This is a genomic window from Radiobacillus kanasensis (assembly GCF_021049245.1).
GTDB classification, from domain to species: domain Bacteria; phylum Bacillota; class Bacilli; order Bacillales; family Amphibacillaceae; genus Radiobacillus; species Radiobacillus kanasensis.
The window spans coordinates 286,188-301,932 of record NZ_CP088020.1 but is presented as its reverse complement, the minus strand read 5'-3'; the positions used below and the strand labels follow the sequence as shown (position 1 = coordinate 301,932).

Below are 15,745 nucleotides of genomic sequence, written 5' to 3'. Positions count from 1 at the left end.
AAGGAGTCGATGAGAATGATTCAACCAGGTTTAAAAGGAGTCATCGCAACGGAAACCGCTATTAGCCATGTAGATGGAGAAAGAGGGGAGTTAATTTATAGAGGATACTCGGCACCCTATTTAGCCAAACACTACTCATTTGAAGAAGTTGCTCATTTACTTTGGGAAGGACACCTCCCGAACGCCGAGGAATTACAGGAACTGAAAAGGAAAATGAACGCTTATCGGAAAATTCCTACACATGTAAAAAACGTACTGGGTAGCTTACCAAAGGATACAGATTTAATGGCTGTCCTCCGCACCACCATATCTTCCCTAAGTAGCCATGCATTTCATGAAAAAACTTTAAATGAACAAGCCATTCACATTACAGCCTTACTTCCATCTATCATCGGATTTAGAAAGGCACAATTAGAAGGGAAAAAGTTTTCAACCCACCCTGACAGTACAGGCTTTGCGGACTACTATTTGCACTTATTAATCGAAAAAGAGCCCTCTCCTTATCATAAGAAAGCATTAGAGACTTACTTAATCCTAACGATGGATCATGGATTAAATGCCTCTACCTTCTCTGCTAGAGTGACGACATCAACGGAATCCGATCTCATTTCTGCTGTAACATCCGCCATTGGTACAATGAAGGGACCCTTACACGGTGGTGCTCCGACTGGTGTTATTCAATTACTAGATGACATTATGAAGGATGGAGACGTTGAAAAGGTAATCAAAGAAAAACTCCAAAACGGAGAAAAGTTGATGGGATTCGGGCACCGCGTCTACCGGACGATTGACCCACGCGCCGAGGTCTTGAAAGAACGACTGTTGCAAATGTCTGGACAGGACACATGGTTAAACTTAGCCATAGAAGTAGAAAAACAAGCAATAACCCTATTAAATGAATGGAAACCAGGTAGACGATTGTACACGAACGTAGAGTTTTACGCAGCAGCTATTATGAAATCCGTCCAAATGAAACCTGCCTATTTCACACCTACGTTTACTGCAAGCCGAGTGGTTGGGTGGACAGCGCACAGCTTAGAGCAAGCCTCTAATAACACAATCTTCCGTCCACAATCGCAATATATCGGACCTCCAGTTCAACAGTAGAATAAGCCTCCTCACTTCTATTCATGGAACCATTCCATATGGTTAAGATAAGGATGTTTATTTCTTTACAATGGAGATAATATTCTTCATCATATAGAAAGTGAGGAGGTTAAAATATGCAAAATTTTACATATTACAATCCAACGAAGTTAATATTCGGAAAAGGACAAGTAGAACAGCTTAAGAATGAGGTGCCACAGTACGGAAAAAAAGTATTACTCGTATATGGTGGAGGTAGCATTAAACGAAATGGCTTGTACGATCAAGTCCTTTCCCTTCTATCTGATATAAACACCGAAGTACACGAGCTTTCGGGTGTGGAACCAAACCCTCGAATCTCAACTGTTCGAAAAGGAGTAGAAATTTGTAAAAAGGAAGGCATTGAATTCCTTTTAGCGGTTGGTGGTGGTAGTACGATTGATTGTACAAAGGCTATTGCAGCTGGAGCAACCTTTGATGGAGACTTCTGGGATGTTGTAACGAAGAAAGCATCCGTTACCGATTCACTTCCATTTGGAACAATTTTAACGTTGGCCGCAACCGGATCTGAAATGAATGCTGGCTCTGTCATTACGAATTGGGAAACGAATGAAAAGCATGGATGGGGAAGCCCTTATAGCTATCCGAAGTTTTCTATTCTTGATCCTGTAAACACTTATTCCGTTCCAAGGAATCAAACCGTTTATGGAATCGTGGATATGATGTCACATGCACTCGAGCACTATTTTCACCATGAGACAAACACATTATTGCAGGATCGGATGGTAGAAGGGATCTTAAAGACTGTCATCGAAACCGCACCGAAACTCTTAGATGATTTAGAAAGCTACGAGCATCGTGCTACGATTTTATACAACGGAACGATGGCATTAAATGGTATGGTGAACATGGGCTACAACGGAGATTGGGCTTCTCACAATCTCGAGCACGCCGTGTCCGCTGTTCACGACATTCCACATGGCGGTGGACTTGCGATTCTTTTCCCGAACTGGATGGAATACGTGCTTGATGAGAATGTTGGCCGCTTTAAACAGTTAGCTGTACGTGTGTTTGATGTAGATGATTCGGGTAAAGATGACCGAGAAGTAGCATTGGAAGGAATTCAAAAGCTACGAGAATTTTGGAACAGTATTGGTGCCCCATCTCGCTTAGCGTATTATGACATCACAGAAGATACTATAGAAGAAATGGCAGAGAAGACCGTCATTGCTCGTCCTGAGTTCGGAAACTTCAAAAAGCTGACAAAGCAAGATTCCGTTACTATTTACAAGAAAAGCTTGTAACGATATGAAAGAGTCTCTACATGATTAGAGACTCTTTTCTTATATCAGGAATCGCGATTAGAACGGGAATTCTGATCATCTTCCTTTCCTGCTGGCAAAGGGTCAACCTTATGCTTATACCCGTATCCCTTTGAAATCGTCATAAGCGTTAATCCTAATACAAGGATGACGACAATCACACATATTACACTTATAATCAAGATCTTCAAGACGCACACTCCTTTGCTTTGCTACTCAAAGCTTAATCGTTACAACCAGGATTGACAAGCACTTTATGAGGTTCTCACTTAACATAATTCCGTGTAATTCTCACATACTAAACTTACTTATACCGAGGAGGATGTAAAGTGAACAAACAACAATTAGAAGAAAAAGTACAGCAGATATTGGACAAGAATCAAATAGGAACGCTAGCTAGCATTAAGGATAACAAACCATTTTCGCGTTATATGACTTTTTTTCATGAAGAAGGCTTCCACTTATATTCAGCAACGGACAAAGATACACACAAGGTAGAAGATTTACAAGAAAACGACCAAGTTCATATCCTAATCGGATATGAGAATAAAGGGTTGAATGATACGTATTTAGAAATCGAAGGAAAAGCCAAAGTGAAAGATTCAAATGACGTAAAACAGATGGTATGGAACGATGATTTAGAGCCTTGGTTTGAAGGGCCAGATGACCCGAATTACGTCGTTTTAGATATTACCCCTTCTGAAATTAGGTTGATGAATGATGCCGACCATCAGCCACATAGATTGGAACTTTAATGCACATTGTACAAGTGTCCAAGCTCCATTATAATACGTATAGAAACATATAGGAGCGAGGTCTATGATTCCATCTCCAGAAACACTTATCCACTAATTAATCTGGAGGTTTACAAAATTGATTCATACAAAAAGATTAACGTTAATCCCTTTTACAAAAGAATTGATAACAGCCACAATTATGGGAAAATCCGAATTAGAAGCATTACTAGAGGTAAAGGTTTCGGCAGAATGGCCAAATCCTGATTATGAAGAAATATTACCGTTTATCGAAGAACAGCTTACAAACAATCCTGAATTTAGTAAGTGGAGCTATTTAATCGTCCACAATCAAACTCAAATGATCGTCGGAGAGATTGGATGTAAAGGTAGTCCTGATGAAAACGGATCTGTAGAAATTGGGTATGGCGTTGTCCCTTTCTATCAGAAAAAAGGAATTGCTAGTGAGGCCGTTTCTGGATTTGTAAACTGGTTACGTACAGAGCCTAAGGTGGGAAAAATTCTAGCGGAATGCTTACCAGAGAATATAGGTTCCATTCGTGTCCTAGAGAAATCAGGATTTGTCCGAATCAAGACTGGACCAGATATGATTTACTGGGAGCAATGAAATAGTGAAAAGCCTTTACTGACAGCGGGTAAAGGCTTTTCTTATCGTCATATAATTTTCTGAATGATACTTAAAGCATGTTCAATATCAACCTTGGAAATATCTAAATTGGTAACGAATCTAATACAATCTGAACCCATTCCTCCAGCTAAAACACCGTGTTGTTTCATCGCATCTAATAACTGTTCCGTGGAACCATTTTCTTTCGTGATTTGGACCATTATGATGTTCGTTTCCACTTGGTTCACTACTTCTAATCCATCAATTTGCGATAATCCATTCGCTAATTGTTTAGCATGGAAATGGTCTTCTTCTAAGCGCTCCACATTTCCCTCCAGAGCAAGAAGTCCAGGTGCAGCAATGATTCCTGCTTGTCTCAAGCCTCCACCTAGTCGCTTTCTCCACTTTCTTGCCTGCTGGATAAAATCGGTTGAACCAGCAATAATCGATCCAACTGGAGCACCTAGTCCTTTAGAAAGGCAAAATTGAACCGTATCTGTGTACTGAGCAAACTCCTTCACATCTCGACCACTCGCTACTGCTGCATTAAATAGGCGAGCACCGTCTAAGTGAACAGGAGTGTTGTGCTTTTGCGCGACCGCGTATATGGCTCGCATATTTTCCACCAGTACAATGGCTCCTCCTGCCTTGTTATGGGTGTTCTCTAGACAAATCATTCCAGTTTCCGGGAAATGTACATCCTCCGCCCGAATACTTTCTTCTACTAATTTAGGATCCATTGCCCCTCTATTTCCTTCGATTGTTCGCGGTTGAACACCAGCAAAGGCCGAGATAGCTGCACCTTCATATAAGAAAATGTGGGCATTGGCTTCTAGGATAATTTCTTGACCTGGACGACAATGGGTTAAGGCTGCAATTTGATTTCCTTGTGTACCACTCGTCACAAATAATGATGCTTCTTTTCCTAGCACTTCAGCCGCTTTTTCTTCCAGTTTGTTGACGGATGGATCCTCGCCATACACATCATCGCCCACCTCAGCTTCATAAGCTGCCTTCCGCATCTTTTCAGACGGTAATGTTACTGTATCACTTCGAAAATCAATCATAATATCCCCCTTATCACCGTATGAAAACATCCTTCCATTCTGAAAGAAAAGAAGGATGTTCTTTTATTATTGAATAGCCACTAAGACAGAAAACAGAATATCTTTAAACTTTTTCCGATCAACCTTTTCACATACGCGAACGTTGGCTGGTTTCTCTAACCTTCCATTTATGTCCACAATACTATATCCACGAGTAAATTCACCTGAAGTTTCGACATCCACATAATAAGAATTCGACTCCAACATAATCGATTCATCTGCTGCTATTGCCATAAGGAGTACATCAGGGTGTGTCGTCCCATCCAAACGGTGAACTTTTTTATTAAATTCTTTGACGACTTTATTTACATCTTGAAAGAATTGAGCACCTTTCGTTTCTATTTGCGAGATTTCCTCATGATCGGAATCGAACATGAGGGAATACTTCGTACACATTTCCCAGCCTACCATCGTAATCGGGATGCCTGCATTCAACACGATACGTGCCGCTTCAGGGTCAACGAAGAAATTATATTCCGCCGCAGGAGTAATATTCCCTAGCGCATTGTTCGTCCCCCCCATAATATACAAATGAGCTATCTCCGGAACAATTGTTGGGTCTTTTTTGATCGCTAATGCAATATTTGTTAAAGGTGCAATCGCAAGTAAGTTAATCTCTCCCGGATTGTTATGTACTGTTTCAATAAGAAAGTCAATAGCATGACCTTCCTCAGGCCGTTGGACCGCTTTAGCAAAGAAGCTATTTCCCATTCCATCGCTTCCATGAACGTCCTCTACCGTACGATGCTCCGTCTCCCCCGTCTGCATAATCGGCTTTTCAAACCCTTTATAGACGGGAACTTGTCCACTTTTCCCAGCCACTTCAATCGTATAAAGTGCATTTTCCACTTGCTGATCAAATTGGACATTTCCACCTGTAATCATAATGCCTTCAACCTCGAAGTGATGTAACGCTGTTAAAATAGCAATTGTGTCGTCTCCTGCAGTATCTGTATCAATAATTACTCGTTTCATAGCCAGTCTCCTTATTTAACTTGTTGGGCTAATCCCGTCATATAATCAAAAAAGTCCTTTGCTTCGACATGATACACAACACGAACTTCCCTGCCGTTTTCGGACAACACTGTTCTACCTTGCTGCGGCGCTTCCGTAAGAACTGTGCTTTTTACTGTTTTCGAGGAAACAAGTTCCGGTTTTCCGATCGAGGCCGTTGTTAGTACGTCCCAGAGGAAATACGTGGAGTTTGTCTCTACATGAACGAGAGGTGGGACAGCTGCGTAGCATTGCCCCAGGAAATCTACTCCTTCATGCTTGCGAAGGGATGCCCAGTGATTCCGAACATCTAATGTTAACGGAACCTGCTGCGTGCTTTCCAAAGCAACCATTTCAATGTCTAACCCACTAGCCCATACACGTTGTACTGCTTCTGGATCCCAGAAGGCATTCCATTCCGCTGTACCATCATGCTCTGGTTCTTCGACATTTCCGACTTCTTGGAAAGTTCCACCCATCCAGACTAGCTTCTCAATCTTGTCCTCAATATCTGGTGCCTCATCCAAAGCCCTAGCTAAATCCGTTAATGGCCCAGTGAATAGCAAGGTCGTTTTACCTTCCGTCTTGCGGATGGTCTGAATCATATGCGTGTGCGCATACTCTTCACTTAAAGGTGCTTCCATCTTTCCACTTTCATTCAGAATCGGCAAAGCATCGACATAGAATGTATGCATTCTCCAATCTTTCGGAAATGGATTCGCCCCTCTTGAATTGGACGGAGCCACTTCAATGGAATAGTCACTAAATCGATCAATAATTTTTCTACTAGCAGATACTCCTGGCTCTAAATATCCATCCGCTGGTATAACGGAAACACCAGTTACTTCGATATCTTTCATCTGTGTTAATAAAAATAAGGACACGAGGTCATCCACACCTGCGTCATGGTTAAAATAGACTTTTTTTGTCATTGTTCTATCCCTCTCTTTCTATAGTCCCTCATCTATTTTAAAGAATTTTCTTACGATTAACCAGTTGTATCTACGACATTTTCTGTTTTTCTTTGTCGCTGTTGAAAGGCAGCAAACAAACCAATAATAACCACAACAATACCAGCACAGATTAGGTACAGCTTTTCATACCCAAATTGTGTCACGATTAAGCCTAGTGAAAACGAGCCTAATGCAATCCCAGAATCATATAACGTGTAAAAGGTAGCTGTAGAGTGACTGCTTCTTTTAGGGTGGGCCGCTTGAACCGCCATAGTCTGGAAGCTCGGCAATAATGAGCCGTAACCTAGTCCAATGATTCCAGCGGCTAACAAGAGAAGTAGTGCTGAATCAGTGAAACTTAATAGGTATAATCCAATTGCAAATACAGCTAGACATGGAAGAATGACCCAGGAAGGTCCTCTTGAATCGAATAATTTTCCTAAAAATGGTCTGGAAGCAATCATCACTATCGCAAACACTAAAAAGAAATACCCAGCTGCGGTTGTAAGCCCAAGTGACTTGGCATAAACCGAAATAAAGGAAAGAACGCTAGAATAAGACAATGCAACTAAACTACTAATAACCGCAATTGGTATTGCTTTTATTTCAAATAAATCATGAATCGTAAATCCTTTTTTCGGCGTTTCCACTTCTTCTAAATCCTCTGGTACAGAGACGATGCCAGCAAACCATATTCCCAGAAGTGTAAATACACTTAAAAAGATAAATAGTGTTCGAAAGTCTATCCATTGCAAGAGCGTTAATCCAATAAACGGCCCCACCACTACAGCAATATTCATCGACATGGCAAAGTATCCTAATCCTTCCCCTCTTCGTTGCATCGGGATCACATCTGCGGCAATAGCACCAGTTGCTGTCGTCAAAATGCCGAAGGAAAGACCGTGTATAAATCTAAGGATCAATAAAGGTACGAACTGGTCAATCCATATATATAAAAACAGGACAAGAGCAAATGCAGTCATGGAGAGAAACAATCCTTTTTTCTTTCCTATCCACTCTAAAATCTTTCCGGAAAAAGGACGAACGAGGATTGCTGCAACTAGAATCGTCGTAACAACTAGTCCACCTTCCGCTTCTGTTTTCCCAAGGTTATCAATCACATAAATCGGCAATGTCGTGAGTAATGTATAAAAGGCTACAAACACGATAAATTGTGTTACCGCAATACTAATAAAGCTTTTTGTCCAAATAGGTTCTCGTTGTTCCGTCATGTAGATCCTTCTTTCTAATCTTAAATGAAAGTTCAAAAGGAGGACAAAAAGCGCAAAGAAGTTCAAGGCGGCGCAGCATCAAGTACCGGAATGTATTCTTATACATACATGAGGAACGGAGATGCAAGCCAACGTAGAAGTTCAAAGCGATTTTTCCCGGACTTTTTGAACATCCTCTTATAAAAATAAATAAAAGCCCACTACCATTTGCAGTGAGCACTAACTTGATTGAAACGCGACTACCTTTGTATCCTTCGTATGCTTTAGCGCCTCTTCGTAATAGTTCAACACAGCGTCCACATACAGGATATCTCCATAACAAGCTTCATATTTCTCCGCTTCCTCTCGAATACAGCTATATTTTCCTGTATGAGAAAGCTCTTTATATTTTTGTTGCGAGAATTGAATAGCTAAATCCTGGGTATATCCATCACCATTTTGTTGGACAAAATCAATAAACCCACGTCCGAAGTTATAAGATTGCAAGGCTAATTTCACATCATAATCTGCTGCGGTAAGGACTCGTCCAAAATACTCGACTCCTTTTTCAATAGATATATTCGGATCTTTAATACAACCGACTTCTCCGCAGTAGCTCTCCGAAGCTTGCATTGGATCTGTACCGCGTCCTCCACTTTCCTGCATCATTAAGGCTAATACAACAGCTGTATAATTTTCCAAGCCAGCTTTTTTCAGTTCTGCCTCTACTTCGGATTCATATTCAAGGACTTGAGCAGATAACGAATAAGGCGACTCTGGTGGACTTCCCTCATAATTCGCCGCAAGATAAGCTACTGCATAAAGGCCAAACAGCATACCGATAAACCCAATAAGAAGCTTTCTCCTAGTTATGCGTGTACCTCGTCTCTTCTTCAAAGCGATTCCCCTTTTATCCTGCTGTGTAACTATATTATTTTACCACGATATGAACTAGGAATCTAACAAACAGACTGTCTATGATGTTATGGAGAAATCTATAGGGTAATGGCCCTTCCCGCCCTCACTTTTCTACATATAATAATTAGGAACGAATTAATCATCTTTGAAAGAGGGTGAATGTTTTGAGCAGAGAAACATTAAGAAAACGCGTGAAAAATAAACGTGTAGTGAAACGTAGAAGATCCGGTTGTGGATGTGGAAAAAAGAAAAAGGATTAAAATAATACTCCCCGTAATTCGGGGAGTTTTCTCATTTATCTAGTAATGTTTGAATGATAGCAGCCAGTCCAGCAATTGCTAAGATCATAATTATTGGAGTTGCAATCCCAGGCAATAAGACATACAAACCATACAATATAGCAGCGGACCATATACCTGTGCACCAATGACAGCTAAGCAATTCTCCTACAAACTTCCGGACTCCCGTTCCTTTCGTATGAATCAGGACTTCAACTGTTCCATCCGAAAGCTCTTCTTCCTCTTCCTCTATAAAAGGATCTCGCAATCTTTTTGTTATTTGATCATATACAAGTAGATGTGTAAATCGAAAGCTTGCTAATGCTAACAAAACAAACCCAAACCATGTCATGTATTCTTTCCCCCTTCTTCTTTTAGCTTATTCGGGGACATATATTTTGATAGGGTCTTCTTTAAAAAAATTACTCTCTGTACAAAATACCATTTCACACGTTTCGTAAACGGTTACTGTTATAATATGTAGATTTCCATCGAACAAATATGATTTACACAGTGCCTTGTCATGGATTATCATAAGAAAAAGCAAAGGCTAAAGGGGGAAAAGAAACTGTTTATTAAAAAGATGATTCCATTTGTATTTTTCCTCGCCTTTCTAGCTAATACCCCTTACCAAGTGGCCTATTCGGACGCTTCTTATCATCCTGTAGCAGTCTCTTCAGAGGGAATAGAGCAAGCAGAGGTAACGGATTGGCATCTAGATGTACATCCAGATCAAAAAGGAAATGCCGTATTTGGTTCAACCCTTACTTTCATAAGTTTGATACTTGTTATCCTTTCGGTGTTTGTACAACCTGATCGCTCCATCTGGCGTAGGTTTTTAACACCAATTTACTATCAGTCATCCTACTTAATTGATCATCGCTAATACCTAATCCTACAAGCAATAAAGGAGGAATAGCAATGTTTCCAATAGTTCGGATGATTATGATTGGACTGTTTTCTTTTTCTGCGATTTGGTTATTTGCATATCAGGGAATTGAAATCTTTCAATCATTCCTCGATTTAATGAATAAGAACAATAGAACCTAACAGATAAAGGACCCACCTCATGAAAGAGGTGGGTCCTGTTTAATCTTCCTTGACTTCTAGATTGTCACAATAAATACGAATGGCCTTGCTCATAAAGGCAGCGAGCCCTTCTTTATATTGATCAATATTCTTAGTAAACCGCTCATCCGAAACATATAACTCCCCTAAACCACGGAATATTTCTGGTGTACACTCATAAAAGTTATCCGTAATGGATTGTCGATAACGCCCTATTAAGTCCTGTACTTCAGAATCTCCTGGTTCCCGATCGATACGAAGAATTAAAGCCCGATATATTTCATCGTTCTGCTCTTTGATTTGACGCCAATCATCCTCCGTATATTGCTTGGCTCTTCTTGCTGACTCCTTGTAAGCATCTGTTTCCCCGTACTTTTGTTTTGTTTCTTCCGCATATTTCTTCTGATGTTCTTCGATCTTTTTCATATCAAATGGCTCAAACATTTCTTCTACACTCATTTTCATACCTCCATCTAACGACTCGATCGTCTTCTGAACAGATTGCAGTAGTAGATCAAGTCGATGCTTTTTTTCCTCTAAAAGCTTTTGGTGGTTAATCAATGCTTTCCTTCTATCAAAATCCGGCCGGTCAATGGTTGCTTGGATATCCTTTAATGAAAATCCCAACTCTTTAAAAAAGAGAATTTGTTGAAGACGTGCACAATCTTCTTCTGTATAGGATCGGTACCCATTATCTTTTACGACATCTGGCTTTAAAAGCCCAATCCGGTCATAGTAGTGCAGCGTCCTGACACTAACGCCCGCGAGCTCAGCAACCTCTTTGATTTGATACATCATCAACCACCTCCATTCCATCGTAAACTATGACGTAACGTTAGAGTCAATCCCTTTTTAAGGTTTTTTCTTTTTCATATTGTACAACCGGTTTCGACAGTAACCTTTTTTCAATGATGTACCCATAAATGGAGGCTAGCACTTGTTGAAAAAGCATGCCAATTACTACAGGGACAGCTACTGGATACGGAAAATAAGCAACCGCGATAACCGCACCGGCACTAATATTTCTCATTCCACCGGTAAACGTAAGTGCAATAACTACTTCGTCCTCTTGTCTCAACCATCGAGCAAATAGCCACGATAGGAGATATCCCGTAAAGGCAATGGTAAAGACAACGACTGCAATTTTGATTAAGTGCGCATTAAACGGCACGAGGTATGGAGCCACTACTGCACTGTTAATCATAATAACAGAAGCTAACCCTAGTTTTGAAAATGGAGAAAGGATGGGAGAAAGAACCTTTTTAGACTCCCCTTTGGTAAGGTGATTTAAAATCATCCCCAGGATAGATGGCACTACAATCATCCCTATTAATCCTTTCATCATGTCCCAAACATTCATCTCAACGGATTCCCCTACAAACAATGAAAGCGTAAAAGGGACAACAAACGGAGATATGATTGTATCTATTAAAATAATCGATAACGTCAGCGCAACATGCCCCCGTTTCATGGACACCCAAATAAAGCTCGTAATCCCTGTTGGAATGATCATCCCAAGGATTAATCCTGTAATCGTAAATGAATCCCCTCGGAAAGCTAGAGAACCCATGCCCCAAGCCCATAAAGGCATAACAATATGAAGGATTCCAAGAATGAGAATAATAGGAATTGGATGGAGCACTGCCCTTTTTAAGGATTCGAAGGTCGATCCCAAACTACCTGTAAAAGTCATAAAGGCAAAAATCCACGGTACCAGCATCGCTAGTGGAGCAAGCCACGACTCTAACATCACTCCTATTAATACGCTTAATGGCGCAATGATGGCCATCCACTTTTCTATATAATGATTTATTCTGACAAGCATACACTCGCCCCCTAACATAGATGACTTACCTCCATGATTGTAATGCTAATCGAATAACTTGGGAATTGAAATTGTTATGGCAACGATCATTATTTATCATTTATTCAGGTTAAATGATAGGATAAAACTCCCAGTTTTGCGCAATTGCGAAAAAAATTTATTTTTTCTATTGAAAATGATTATCAATATCATTTATAATACATGTATAGTTCACTTCCATCTTTACATGTACTAGATACTAGAAAACACTTTAGAGTACTATTTGATTGCTTTTGTTTACCCCCAATTAACAAAAACTTAGAATCCCTTTAGAGTGTTTTCTCTTAGAGACAGTTCCCTTTGCAGGCTGTCTCTTTTTTTGTTTAGAAATAAAATCGGTATGATTCTTCGAGCGTCTTTATTTCTTTACTACTTACAAACATGGTAAGATAAGCATAAGAAATAACCACCACGTAATTCTCAGAAGAAGATTATTCCCTCTCCACTTCTACACCGTTTGCTTTCAAGGCTTATTCCTTTAATTAAAATTATTATAAATAAATATTGATTTTTAATAGATTTATATTATAATTGTACATGTTACTAAACTATGAAAAGGAGAGGTGTTAAAACATTGAGTAAGGACAAAACATACTTAACGACTAGCACTGGCGCTCCCGTTGGAGATAATCAAAACTCCATCACAGCAGGCCACCGTGGTCCAACATTAATTCAAGATGTACACCTATTAGAAAAGCTTGCGCACTTCAACCGTGAAAGAGTACCTGAACGTGTAGTTCACGCTAAAGGTGCAGGTGCACACGGCGTATTTGAAGTGACAAACGACCTATCCAAATACACAAAAGCAAACTTTTTATCTGAAGTTGGTAAAAAGACACCAATGTTCATCCGCTTCTCAACTGTAGCAGGCGAACTAGGTTCTGCAGATACAGTGCGAGATCCTCGTGGATTTGCAGTGAAGTTTTATACAGAAGAAGGAAACTATGACTTAGTAGGTAATAACACACCTATCTTCTTCATTCGTGATGCCATTAAGTTTCCTGACTTTATCCACACCCAAAAACGTAATCCAGCTACTCACTTAAAGGATCCAAATATGGTATGGGATTTCTGGTCTCATTCACCTGAATCTCTACACCAAGTAACTTACTTACACGGTGATCGTGGTTTACCAGCTACATTACGTCATATGAACGGTTATGGAAGCCATACGTTCAAGTGGGTTAATGCACAAGGCGAAGGTGTATGGGTAAAATACCACTTTATTGCTGATCAAGGTGTTAAAAATATGGACGGGGAATTGGCTGCTAAAATCGCAGGAGAAAACCCAGATTACCATATTGAAGACTTATATAACGCAATCGACAAAGGGGATTATCCATCTTGGACACTTAAAGTTCAGATCATGCCTCTTGAAGATGCGAATTCGTACCATTTCGATCCATTCGATGTAACAAAGGTTTGGTCTCATAAAGATTACCCACTTATTGAAGTTGGTAAAATGACACTAAATAAGAACCCTGAAAATTACTTTGCGGAAGTAGAGCAAGTAACACTTTCTCCTGGTAACTTTGTACCTGGAATTGAAGCTTCTCCGGATAAAATGTTACAAGGACGCTTATTTGCTTATTCTGATGCTCACCGTTACCGTGTAGGTGCTAACCATAACGCATTGCCTATTAATGCTTCAAAAGCACCTGTCCACAATTATCAACGTGATGGTCAAATGCGCTTCGATGGCAATGGCGGTGGTTCTTTAAACTACGAACCGAACAGTTTTAACGGACCAGCTGAAACTCCAGAAAACAAGATTGCTCCATTTGAGGTTTCTGGATTTGCAGACAGTGTAGCTTATGATCACAATGATCATTACACACAAGCTGGTGACCTATACCGTCTTATGAATCCAGAAGAGCGCACTCGACTAGTTAACAATATCGTTGATGGGCTGAAGCCTGTCGAAAAGGACGAAATTAAATTACGTCAAATCGAGAACTTCTATAAAGCAGATCCAGAATACGGTACTCGTATAGCTGAAGGTCTTGGATTACAAGTACCTGAAACAGCGAAAGCTTAAATTTCTATTAATCTAGTTCATTCCATTTTACCGCCCCTTGAGGGCGGTTTTTTTTTAGGGTTTTCTCATAATTTATCACTATTTATATAATTGCGACGTAACGACTTTGAGATAATCAACTGATACGTTAAGTATAGACTAAGCGCCGCTCCGGCAGCATACTTCGCTATTATAGATGTCTAATCAGGATTTGATCCTGACTGGAAAATTGATATTTTGTAAGAAATCTTTAAGAAACTGATACAGTCGTTTTCTGATACAAAGATAGTAAAGATATACCTAAATCACAAAATAATTTCATGAAATATAAACTCTTTTCTAGAAGTCATTTAATTAAAATTACACGATTGTTAAATATTAACTTGGTTATGTCAATATGATATGTTGATTGGAGTGGAGGACAATCGACTCCTGCGGGAACAGCACGAGTTGAAGACCCCGCAGAAAAGCGAACTTTGCTTTTTGAGGAGACTGAAGCCGTGCCCGCGGAAAGCGATTGCCCGCAACGGAAATCAGCATCGTACACACACCGAGCAGTCACTAAACCGATGGTTTTGTAGTAACTTTTATTATTTCGTTATGTCGCAATTTATATCAACTACGACTTCAAAGTTAAAATCAATACTTGGAAAAGTAACAATCTTCTAAAACACAGCCTTTCGTTAAAAATTTTCACTTCATTTTCTCTTTATATCCCCCGTCTAGCTCTTCCAAACAAATATCCGGCTCAATCCCTTGTTACACAAGCGTTTCTAAGATTACGGTTTCGTTTCTACAAAACTGGGTATAAGTATATCTGTAAGAAATCCCAACAATTTGGCAGGATTCTTTAGGTTGGACTAATTGAGTTCGTCTAATCCTTAATGAGTCCACTTAATCCGCTCTTATCAAGATTTAACTGATTTGCGCAAGTTTTCCAATAACCCTATTATTATTAGGTGATTAGACTCTAAGGAGGAATTGACAATTAGTAATCAGACGGTAACTGTCCCTGTAATGGACACAATGGATACGGTCACATTTGAGAAGCCGACACCAAAAGACGGAACAGCAATGTGGGCATTAGTAAATCAATCTACATTGGATCAAAACTCAGCTTATAAATATATCATGATGAGCAAGTATTTCAGAGAAACATGTGTTGTAGCAAAAGAAAATGACAAACTAGTAGGATTCGTAACCGCATTTATCCCCCCTGAACAACCAGATGTTGTATTTATTTGGCAAGTTGGTGTGGATTCATCTCAACGTGGGAAAGGAATTGCATCAAAGCTTTTAAATGCACTAGTTAACAGAAGAGCATGTAATGATGTTCGCTTTGTGGAAGCAACTGTTACTCCATCAAATAAAGCATCCCAATCACTTTTTAAACGACTCGCAAGGGACCATAACACAAAGTGTACGGTCACGGAATGTTTTGCCCAGGAATTGTTCCCTGGTGATCAACATGAAGCGGAGTTATGTTTTAGAGTTGGCCCATTAAGGCCAAAAGACCAATAAAGTGTGTGTTCAAAAGAACATAAAAGGACGAAGATTTCAAAGCGAC

At 39.9% G+C, this 15,745-nt stretch carries 17 protein-coding genes; 8 read left to right on the top strand and 9 right to left on the bottom strand.

The window, feature by feature from the left end:
* Nucleotides 1-15 precede the first annotated feature (15 nt).
* Nucleotides 16-1,107 (top strand): citrate synthase/methylcitrate synthase, encoded by a 1,092-nt coding sequence (locus tag KO561_RS01645; protein WP_231095419.1) that lies wholly within the window; start codon nt 16-18, stop codon nt 1,105-1,107.
* 116 nt (nt 1,108-1,223) lie between these two features.
* Nucleotides 1,224-2,390 carry an iron-containing alcohol dehydrogenase gene (locus tag KO561_RS01640; RefSeq protein ID WP_231095418.1) on the top strand — a complete coding sequence of 389 codons (1,167 nt, stop codon included), beginning with the start codon at nt 1,224-1,226 and terminating at the stop codon, nt 2,388-2,390.
* Nucleotides 2,391-2,434: 44 nt separating this feature from the next.
* Here the strand turns inward: KO561_RS01640 and ytzI are convergent, their stop codons facing one another.
* Complete coding sequence (gene ytzI / locus KO561_RS01635) at nt 2,435-2,599, bottom strand: YtzI protein (protein ID WP_408004835.1); 165 nt, start codon at nt 2,597-2,599, stop codon at nt 2,435-2,437.
* Between the two features lie 138 nt (nt 2,600-2,737).
* Between ytzI and KO561_RS01630 the strand changes: the two genes are divergently transcribed.
* Together KO561_RS01630 and KO561_RS01625 are read left to right on the top strand one after the other, a co-directional pair.
* On the top strand, nt 2,738-3,163 hold the full coding sequence (locus KO561_RS01630) for a pyridoxamine 5'-phosphate oxidase family protein (RefSeq protein ID WP_231095414.1): 426 nt from the start codon (nt 2,738-2,740) through the stop codon (nt 3,161-3,163).
* Nucleotides 3,164-3,281: 118 nt separating this feature from the next.
* Nucleotides 3,282-3,770 carry a GNAT family N-acetyltransferase gene (locus KO561_RS01625; RefSeq protein WP_231095412.1) on the top strand — a complete coding sequence of 163 codons (489 nt, stop codon included), beginning with the start codon at nt 3,282-3,284 and terminating at the stop codon, nt 3,768-3,770.
* Between the two features lie 47 nt (nt 3,771-3,817).
* Here KO561_RS01625 and ltaE read toward each other — a convergent pair whose 3' ends face one another.
* The 6 genes from ltaE to KO561_RS01595 form a co-directional block, all read right to left on the bottom strand.
* The gene (gene ltaE, locus KO561_RS01620) at nt 3,818-4,837 is read right to left on the bottom strand and encodes a low-specificity L-threonine aldolase (RefSeq protein WP_231095410.1); all 1,020 of its coding nucleotides are present in this window, start codon (nt 4,835-4,837) and stop codon (nt 3,818-3,820) included.
* Nucleotides 4,838-4,903: 66 nt separating this feature from the next.
* Entirely contained in the window at nt 4,904-5,851 is a 948-nt protein-coding gene (locus tag KO561_RS01615; RefSeq protein WP_231095408.1) for a nucleoside hydrolase, read from the bottom strand.
* Between the two features lie 11 nt (nt 5,852-5,862).
* Nucleotides 5,863-6,801 (bottom strand): nucleoside hydrolase, encoded by a 939-nt coding sequence (locus tag KO561_RS01610; protein ID WP_231095406.1) that lies wholly within the window; start codon nt 6,799-6,801, stop codon nt 5,863-5,865.
* A 56-nt stretch (nt 6,802-6,857) separates the two neighbouring features.
* Nucleotides 6,858-8,054: an MFS transporter gene (locus KO561_RS01605; RefSeq protein ID WP_231095404.1), complete on the bottom strand. Its 1,197-nt coding sequence runs from the start codon at nt 8,052-8,054 to the stop codon at nt 6,858-6,860.
* Between the two features lie 219 nt (nt 8,055-8,273).
* Complete coding sequence (locus KO561_RS01600; protein WP_231095403.1) at nt 8,274-8,930, bottom strand: lysozyme family protein; 657 nt, start codon at nt 8,928-8,930, stop codon at nt 8,274-8,276.
* A 312-nt stretch (nt 8,931-9,242) separates the two neighbouring features.
* Nucleotides 9,243-9,581 carry a DUF1360 domain-containing protein gene (locus KO561_RS01595; protein WP_231095402.1) on the bottom strand — a complete coding sequence of 113 codons (339 nt, stop codon included), beginning with the start codon at nt 9,579-9,581 and terminating at the stop codon, nt 9,243-9,245.
* Between the two features lie 171 nt (nt 9,582-9,752).
* Here KO561_RS01595 and KO561_RS01590 point away from each other — a divergent pair, with 171 nt between their 5' ends.
* The gene (locus KO561_RS01590; RefSeq protein WP_231095401.1) at nt 9,753-10,115 is read left to right on the top strand and encodes a hypothetical protein; all 363 of its coding nucleotides are present in this window, start codon (nt 9,753-9,755) and stop codon (nt 10,113-10,115) included.
* Nucleotides 10,116-10,150: 35 nt separating this feature from the next.
* Entirely contained in the window at nt 10,151-10,279 is a 129-nt protein-coding gene (locus KO561_RS20360) for a hypothetical protein (protein WP_269140683.1), read from the top strand.
* A 39-nt stretch (nt 10,280-10,318) separates the two neighbouring features.
* Here the strand turns inward: KO561_RS20360 and KO561_RS01585 are convergent, their stop codons facing one another.
* Together KO561_RS01585 and KO561_RS01580 are read right to left on the bottom strand one after the other, a co-directional pair.
* On the bottom strand, nt 10,319-11,095 hold the full coding sequence (locus KO561_RS01585) for a MerR family transcriptional regulator (protein WP_331000817.1): 777 nt from the start codon (nt 11,093-11,095) through the stop codon (nt 10,319-10,321).
* A gap of 43 nt (nt 11,096-11,138) precedes the next feature.
* Nucleotides 11,139-12,122, bottom strand: coding sequence for a bile acid:sodium symporter family protein (locus KO561_RS01580; protein ID WP_231095400.1), 984 nt, complete (start codon nt 12,120-12,122; stop codon nt 11,139-11,141).
* Between the two features lie 613 nt (nt 12,123-12,735).
* Between KO561_RS01580 and katA the strand changes: the two genes are divergently transcribed.
* Both katA and ectA read left to right on the top strand, forming a co-directional pair.
* Nucleotides 12,736-14,199 carry a catalase KatA gene (gene katA, locus KO561_RS01575; RefSeq protein ID WP_231095399.1) on the top strand — a complete coding sequence of 488 codons (1,464 nt, stop codon included), beginning with the start codon at nt 12,736-12,738 and terminating at the stop codon, nt 14,197-14,199.
* 996 nt (nt 14,200-15,195) lie between these two features.
* The gene (ectA, locus tag KO561_RS01570) at nt 15,196-15,699 is read left to right on the top strand and encodes a diaminobutyrate acetyltransferase (protein ID WP_269140710.1); all 504 of its coding nucleotides are present in this window, start codon (nt 15,196-15,198) and stop codon (nt 15,697-15,699) included.
* The last annotated feature ends 46 nt before the right edge of the window (nt 15,700-15,745 follow it).